This window comes from Corynebacterium guaraldiae, assembly GCF_053480195.1.
Genome location: NZ_JBRBAU010000019.1, coordinates 26,215 through 32,735 on the forward strand (window position 1 = coordinate 26,215; position 6,521 = coordinate 32,735).

Annotated in this window: 6 protein-coding genes and 4 tRNA genes; 9 read left to right on the top strand and 1 reads right to left on the bottom strand. The window is 61.2% G+C overall.

Going from position 1 to position 6,521, the window contains the following annotated elements; genetic code table 11:
• Nucleotides 1-4: 4 nt before the first annotated feature.
• On the bottom strand, nucleotides 5-1,243 hold the full coding sequence (locus tag ACUY3D_RS11915; protein WP_448241164.1) for a geranylgeranyl reductase family protein: 1,239 nt from the start codon (nucleotides 1,241-1,243) through the stop codon (nucleotides 5-7).
• A gap of 93 nt (nucleotides 1,244-1,336) precedes the next feature.
• On the opposite strand from ACUY3D_RS11915, the gene ACUY3D_RS11920 reads away from it, so the two are divergent.
• The 9 genes from ACUY3D_RS11920 (at nucleotide 1,337) to rplA (ending at nucleotide 6,044) form a co-directional block, all read left to right on the top strand.
• Nucleotides 1,337-2,341 carry a polyprenyl synthetase family protein gene (locus ACUY3D_RS11920; protein WP_070520985.1) on the top strand — a complete coding sequence of 335 codons (1,005 nt, stop codon included), beginning with the start codon at nucleotides 1,337-1,339 and terminating at the stop codon, nucleotides 2,339-2,341.
• Nucleotides 2,342-2,417: 76 nt separating this feature from the next.
• A tRNA-Tyr gene (locus ACUY3D_RS11925) sits at nucleotides 2,418-2,499 on the top strand.
• Between the two features lie 343 nt (nucleotides 2,500-2,842).
• A tRNA-Thr gene (locus ACUY3D_RS11930) sits at nucleotides 2,843-2,918 on the top strand.
• A 34-nt stretch (nucleotides 2,919-2,952) separates the two neighbouring features.
• Nucleotides 2,953-3,024, top strand: a tRNA-Met gene (locus ACUY3D_RS11935).
• 127 nt (nucleotides 3,025-3,151) lie between these two features.
• Nucleotides 3,152-3,227 (top strand) — tRNA-Trp (locus tag ACUY3D_RS11940).
• 24 nt (nucleotides 3,228-3,251) lie between these two features.
• Nucleotides 3,252-3,578: a preprotein translocase subunit SecE gene (gene secE, locus ACUY3D_RS11945; protein ID WP_070520982.1), complete on the top strand. Its 327-nt coding sequence runs from the start codon at nucleotides 3,252-3,254 to the stop codon at nucleotides 3,576-3,578.
• 139 nt (nucleotides 3,579-3,717) lie between these two features.
• Nucleotides 3,718-4,623: a transcription termination/antitermination protein NusG gene (nusG, locus tag ACUY3D_RS11950; RefSeq protein ID WP_250224074.1), complete on the top strand. Its 906-nt coding sequence runs from the start codon at nucleotides 3,718-3,720 to the stop codon at nucleotides 4,621-4,623.
• Nucleotides 4,624-4,788: 165 nt separating this feature from the next.
• Nucleotides 4,789-5,232, top strand: coding sequence for a 50S ribosomal protein L11 (gene rplK / locus ACUY3D_RS11955; protein ID WP_070520976.1), 444 nt, complete (start codon nucleotides 4,789-4,791; stop codon nucleotides 5,230-5,232).
• Nucleotides 5,233-5,339: 107 nt separating this feature from the next.
• The gene (gene rplA, locus ACUY3D_RS11960; protein ID WP_070520973.1) at nucleotides 5,340-6,044 is read left to right on the top strand and encodes a 50S ribosomal protein L1; all 705 of its coding nucleotides are present in this window, start codon (nucleotides 5,340-5,342) and stop codon (nucleotides 6,042-6,044) included.
• The last annotated feature ends 477 nt before the right edge of the window (nucleotides 6,045-6,521 follow it).

The following is a 6,521-nucleotide window of genomic DNA, read 5'->3' on the forward strand; positions in this document are numbered from 1 at the left end:
GGGCTTAAGCCCAGAGAGGCGTATCGCGGCGCAGCGCAGAGACCGCCCCGCCCGCCAGCCGCCAGGCACGGGCGAGCAGGTCCTTGTCCTCGTCGGTGATGAGGTTGCCCATGAGGCGTGCGGCGGCCGGCATGAGCATGCGGCCGATGGGTCCGCGCATGGCCACAGGTCCGGCGAGCGGCAGGAACTGCGGGTAGGTCAGCAGGCGTGCCGCGGTGCGGGCGAGCAGGAAGGCCTCGCCGTACTCGGCGCGCAGACGCTCCGGCCACGCCAAGGTCAGGTCCTTAGTGCCGAGCATCTCCACGGCTAGTGCTGCCGTCTCCAAGCCATAATCGATGCCCTCGCCGTTGAGCGGGTTGACGCAAGCCGCAGCGTCACCAATCAGCATCCAGTTCGCGCCGGCCACCCCGGACACCGCGCCACCCATGGGCAGCATCGCCGAGGTGACGTTGCGCAGCTCGCCCAAGCCCCACTCCGAACGCTGCTGCTCAGCGTAGAAATCAAGCGCCTTCTTGGTGTTGAGACGAGCCGGGCGGGCGGCAGTGGAGAGCGCACCCAAACCGATGTTGACCCCCTGTCCTAGCGGGAAGATCCAGCCATACCCAGGTTGTACGACCCCCTCAGGGTCCTTGAGCTCCACGTGGGAGTGCATCCACTCCTCGCCGTCGTGGGGCGAATCGGCGTAGGCGCGCGCGGCGATGCCGTAGACCTCCTCGCGGTGCCAGGTGCGGCCCAGCTGCTTGCCAAAGGTCGAGCGCACGCCATCGGCCACGATGACCCACCGCGCGCGCACGCGGCGCTTGCCGACGGAGAACTCCGCCAGCCGGTTGCCCTCGAGCTGCGGGGCCGTCGCCGTGCCGGTGAAAAGTTGCGCGCCGGCTTCTTGGGCGGCCTCAACGAGCAGCGCATCGAATTCATAGCGCGGCAGAGCCGTTCCCACCTGCGAGGGGTATGTCGACGGCCACGGGGCGGTTACGGTGCCGCCGAAGCCGTGCAGCTTGAGCCCGCGGTTGCGGTAGGAAGCGTTGACCTCGATGCCGAGTAGCTCCAACTGGTGCATGGCACGAGGAGTCAGCCCATCGCCGCAGGTCTTGTCGCGGGGGAAGGGGGAGGCGTCGACAAGCAGCGTGTCATGGCCAGCGCGCGCGGCGTGGATAGCGGCGGCAGCGCCGGCGGGCCCGGCACCGACGATGGCGACGTCAACAAGGGTGGAATCGATCTGCTCCGACATGGGGACTATCATTGCACGGGATAGTGGCCACAAGTGTGTTGAGGGCCGTGCCATGGGCTACGGTAGGTAAACACTAGGATTTTTGAGCTTAAAGGAACACGTTTAATGTCACACGGCCAAACTCACGCCAAGCACGTGGACTTGGGGGATGCGCAGCTCACCGAGCGTATCAACGCCGGGATGGCTGCTGTAGAGGACCTGCTGAATACGGAGCTCGACCGCGGGCAGGACTTCATCAAAGACAAGGTGCGTCACCTCTCCCTGGCTGGGGGCAAGCGTTTCCGCCCGATGATGGCGTTGCTGGCTTCCGAGTTTGGTGAACGCTCGCAATCGCCTGAGGTGATTAAGGCGGCGACCGTGGTGGAAATGGTCCACGTGGCCACGCTCTATCACGACGATGTCATGGATGAAGCGGAGCGCCGCCGCGGCGTGGATTCTGCGAATTTCCGCTGGACTAACTCGGTGGCGATTTTGGCGGGCGATGCCCTCTTGGCGCACGCTTCGCGGCTGATGAGTCAGCTGGATACCCACACGGTGGAGCACTTCGCGGAGACCTTCGAGGAGCTCGTCACCGGCCAGATGCGCGAAACCATTGGTGCCGGCGAAGCTAATGCTGTGGAGCATTACACGGCGGTCATCCGGGAAAAGACCGCGGTGCTCATCGCCTCCGCCGGCTACCTGGGTGCCTACCATGCTGGCGCGGGCCCGGAGCAGTGCGAGGCGCTGCGACAGATCGGTGCGGCCGTGGGCATGATTTTCCAGATCGTCGACGATGTCATCGACATCTTCTCCGATCCTGAAGAGTCGGGGAAGACCCCGGGCACGGATTTGCGCGAGGGCGTGTTCACCCTGCCGGTGCTCTATGCCCTGGAAGAGGAGGGGGAGGTCGGCGACGAGCTCCGTGCCCTCCTGACGGGCCCGCTGACTGATGACGCCTCCGTGAAGCGCGCCATCGACCTGCTGTGGAAGTCCGGTGGCCGGGACAAGGCGCTTGCCGACGTCAACGCGTACCTGCGCGTGGTCGAAGACCAGCTTTCCCTGCTGCCCGAATGCACGGCCAGCGAAGCCTTGCGCCAGTTGGCGGACTACACGGTCCAGCGCGTGGGCTAATAGGTGCTCCTGCCAGGCGATTTGCATGTCGGGCGGGACTTCGTAGTAAAGTACATAACCGCACTCAAGAGTGCATGCCAGGTTGCCCGAGCGGCCAAAGGGAGCGGACTGTAAATCCGCCGGCATTGCCTTCAGAAGTTCGAATCTTCTACCTGGCACAGAATGAATCCCGCAGACGCAAAGATGTGTCTGCGGGATTTTTCGATCCCCGGCATAGGGCTAGGGGGTTAAGGGTCATTTCGATCAAATAAGGGGCCCGAGCCCCGGGGAATTGGGACGCTATTTGATCGAAATGTCGCTCCGTCGATTGAACGGTCGTGTGCCCGGCTTAGTTGTCGTCTACTCGGCACGGTGTTTGTTCTGGTGTGTTCTTGGGGCGCTTAAAGGCCCTAAAAACATGTCCCATACTGGCGATTTGTGTTGTTTAAGCGTTTCGGGTTAATCTTTTCAAGGCTTCAACGAGAGCACAGCGGATGAAAGTCCGTTACTCAAAGAGGCTGTGCCCCCTTAGCTCAGTCGGCAGAGCGTTTCCATGGTAAGGAAAAGGTCGACAGTTCGATTCTGTCAGGGGGCTCCATTCATGTTTCTGGAAGGTTCCAGAAGGTGAATATGGCGGTGTAGCTCAGTGGTAGAGCAAGCGACTCATAATCGCTGTGTCGCGAGTTCAATTCTCGCCATCGCTACCGGGAAAGAAAAGCGCCCGCACACGGGCGCTTTTTCATTACCGACTTCCAGCCTTATACGGCACGTGGTTTCCATGGGGAATCATCGTTCTGGTAGGGTTGTGCGTTGTCCCAAAAGGGCACGCAAAGGGGCGTGGCGCAATTGGTAGCGCAACGGTCTCCAAAACCGTAGGTTGCAGGTTCGAGTCCTGTCGCCCCTGCCACATCACTTCAAGGAGGGAATCGCCGTGAGCGATGAAAAGCAGCCGAGCACCGGGGCTCCGCGCCCAACCGGCAAGCGTCAGCTCTCTGGCGCAGCGACCACCTCTACTGATTCCTACACCGACAAGCGCGTTGTGCGCGTCGAGGATAAGAAGGAAGATTCCTTCGGCGGTTCCGTCGGGTCCTTCCCGGGCGAGGTCGTCTCTGAGATGAAGAAGGTCGTCTGGCCTACCGGCAAGGAAATGCTTCAGTACGTCCTCGTGACCTTCGCCTTCCTCATCGTCCTCACCGCCTTGGTGTGGGGCGTGGACACGCTGACCGGCCTCGGAGTTGAAGCAATCCTCGCGCCTTAGTAAACTAATTTCATACTTTCATCCCGCCGCCTTCCCGCTAGCTCGACTAGGGGAAACGGCGGGATACTTTTTGCCCTAGTCCCGCCGGGTAACCTGGTTGGGGACTAGAAGAATGAACACAATTTTGGAGTAGCAGACAATGAGCGAAGAAAACACTGGCACCTCCCTCGAGCAGGCCATGATTGATAACGTCCAGGAACAGGCCGCGGAAGCGGTCGAGGCTACTGAGGAAACCCAGCAGCCGCAGGAGGAGCTTTCTGCTGAGGAGAAGGAAGCCGCCGAGAAGGAAGCTGCTACCAAGGCCGCGGAGGCCGCCCTCGGCGGCGGCTCGGACGAGGCTGAGACTGAGGGAGCGGGGGAGACGTCGCCAAGCGCCGAAGCATCCGCCGCTGCCGCCGACGCCGAGTACAAGACCCGCCTGCGCGCATTCACCCGCGAACTGAAGAAGCAGCCGGGCAAGTGGTACATCATCCAGTGCTACTCCGGCTACGAGAACAAGGTGAAGACCAACCTGGACATGCGCGCCCAGACCCTCGAGGTGGAGGATTCCATCTTTGAGGTCGTCGTGCCGGTCGAGCAGGTTCTGGAGAAGAAGGACGGCAAGAAGAAGGTTGTTAAGCGCAAGCTGCTTCCGGGCTACGTGCTGGTGCGCATGGAGCTTAACGACGCTGCCTGGTCCGTCGTCCGCGATACCCCGGGTGTGACCTCCTTCGTGGGTAACGAGGGCAACGCTACTCCGGTGAAAATCCGCGACGTGGCCAAGTTCCTCATGCCGAATGACACCACGGTCTCCCCGGAGGCCTCCGCCGCCGACTCCGAGGGCGAGCAGGTCGTTGCCATGCCGGAGAAGGAGGCGGCCAAGGCCTACGCGCACGACTTCGAGGTGGGCGAGGCCGTCACCATCCTGTCCGGCCCGCTGGCTTCCGTGTCCGCCACCATCTCCGAGATCGATCCGGAGACCGGCAAGATGCAGGGCCTAGTGTCCATCTTCGGCCGCGAGACCCCGGTGGAGCTTTCCCCGACGGAAATCGAGCGCATCTCCTAAAAAGCGATTTTGAGCTGGGCGCACGGTGTTCTAAACTTGAACGCCGTGCGCTTTTGCGCATCTTGAAACGTTCATCCTCCGGTGGCCCACAATGCGTGAGCATCCGGACGGGGCGCTGTTATTCATCGTGGCGGCACTCCGGTACCACAGGAAAGAGGTAATTCGATGGCTCCCAAGAAGAAGGTCACTGGCCTGATCAAGCTCCAGATCGAGGCAGGCGCTGCTAACCCGGCTCCGCCGGTCGGCCCGGCACTCGGTGCCCACGGCGTCAACATCATGGAGTTCTGCAAGGCCTACAACGCTGCGACCGAGTCCCAGCGCGGCAACGTCGTGCCGGTGGAGATCACCGTGTACGAGGACCGCTCCTTCGACTTCAAGCTGAAGACCCCGCCGGCAGCGAAGCTCCTGCTCAAGGCCGCTGGCATCAAGAAGGGCTCCGGCGTTCCGCACACCGACAAGGTTGGCTCCGTGACCTGGGACCAGTGCAAGGAGATTGCACAGACCAAGTTCGAGGACCTCAACGCTCGTGACATCGAGAACGGCGCCCGCATCATCGCTGGTACCGCTCGCTCCATGGGCATCACCGTTGACGGTATCCCGGCTAAGTAATAATTCGATTTAATGCGCGATACGTAGCGATACGTTCTGTATCGCGCGTGGCAGGGCCAGCTTCGGCCCGCTAACACCACATCAATCCAAGAAAAGGAATTGCACTTATGAGCACCAAGTCCAAGGCATACAAGGCTGCTGCTGAGCTGGTAGACCGCTCCCGCCAGTACCGTCCGATCGAGGCCGCCAAGCTGGCCAAGGAGACCTCCTCCAAGAACTTCGACGCTACTGTTGACGTAGTCTTCCGCCTCGGCGTTGACCCGCGCAAGGCTGATCAGCTGGTACGCGGCACCGTTTCCCTGCCGCACGGCACCGGTAAGGATGTTCGCGTGGCCGTCTTCGCCGAGGGCGACAAGGCTGAGGCCGCTAAGGCTGCTGGCGCCGACATCGTGGGCACCGAAGAGCTGATCGCTGCCATCAACGAGGGCAACATCGACTTCGACGTTGCTATCGCCACCCCGGATCAGATGGCCAAGGTTGGCCGCGTTGCCCGCGTCCTGGGCCCGCGTGGTCTCATGCCGAACCCGAAGACCGGCACCGTGACCGCTGACGTGACCAAGGCTGTGGCCGACGTCAAGGGCGGTAAGATCTCCTTCCGCGTGGACAAGGCTTCCAACCTGCACGCCATCATCGGCAAGGCTTCCTTCGACGCTGAGAAGCTGGCTGAGAACTACGGCGCGCTGTACGACGAGATCCTGCGTCTGAAGCCGTCCTCCGCTAAGGGCATCTACGCCAAGAAGATCACCATCTCCACCACCTCCGGCCCGGGCATCCCGGTCGACGCTTCCGTGGAGAAGAACTACACCGACTAATTGATGTCTGTGTTAACGGCGTAAAGGTCCCGGCTCATTCACGAGCCGGGATTTTTTTATTGCCATTTTCCTTGCGTGTCGAATTATTTGTACAGGTCAGAGGGCTAAAAACCACTGACAGGTAAAACACAGGCAGGTTCGATGGGCTTTCAAGGAATGTATCGCATAATAATCCTTGTGCGTTTGAGAGAGGCGCATGAGAGATAGAGAGAACACCCTGAGTCTTGCAGGGCGGGCGGCGTGAGAAACCGCCTGATAGTCAAGACCCCTTGCAACGCGGGTTCCGGAATTATCCGGGGCCCGCGTTGTGCTGTGTGTGCCCCAAGCCAGGTGCTCCCTGCTTGGATTCGGGGCCTAAACGACAAAACGTGTTGTTTTCCGGCGTGTCGAGTTAAACGACAGATTGTGTTGGTGGGGGTTGGGGTTTAGCGTATGTGACCTTTGCGTATTCCCATAGAGTGGTTGTAGGCAGTGTCG

What these genes read in the sequence shown, in the direction of transcription:
- ACUY3D_RS11920 (WP_070520985.1), top strand. Translation starts at nt 1,337, where the DNA reads ATGTCACACGGCCAAACTCACGCCAAGCACGTGGACTTGGGGGATGCG.
- rplA (WP_070520973.1), top strand. Translation starts at nt 5,340, where the DNA reads ATGAGCACCAAGTCCAAGGCATACAAGGCTGCTGCTGAGCTGGTAGAC.
- nusG (WP_250224074.1), top strand. Translation starts at nt 3,718, where the DNA reads ATGAGCGAAGAAAACACTGGCACCTCCCTCGAGCAGGCCATGATTGAT.
- ACUY3D_RS11915 (WP_448241164.1), bottom strand. Translation starts at nt 1,243, where the DNA reads ATGATAGTCCCCATGTCGGAGCAGATCGATTCCACCCTTGTTGACGTC.
- rplK (WP_070520976.1), top strand. Translation starts at nt 4,789, where the DNA reads ATGGCTCCCAAGAAGAAGGTCACTGGCCTGATCAAGCTCCAGATCGAG.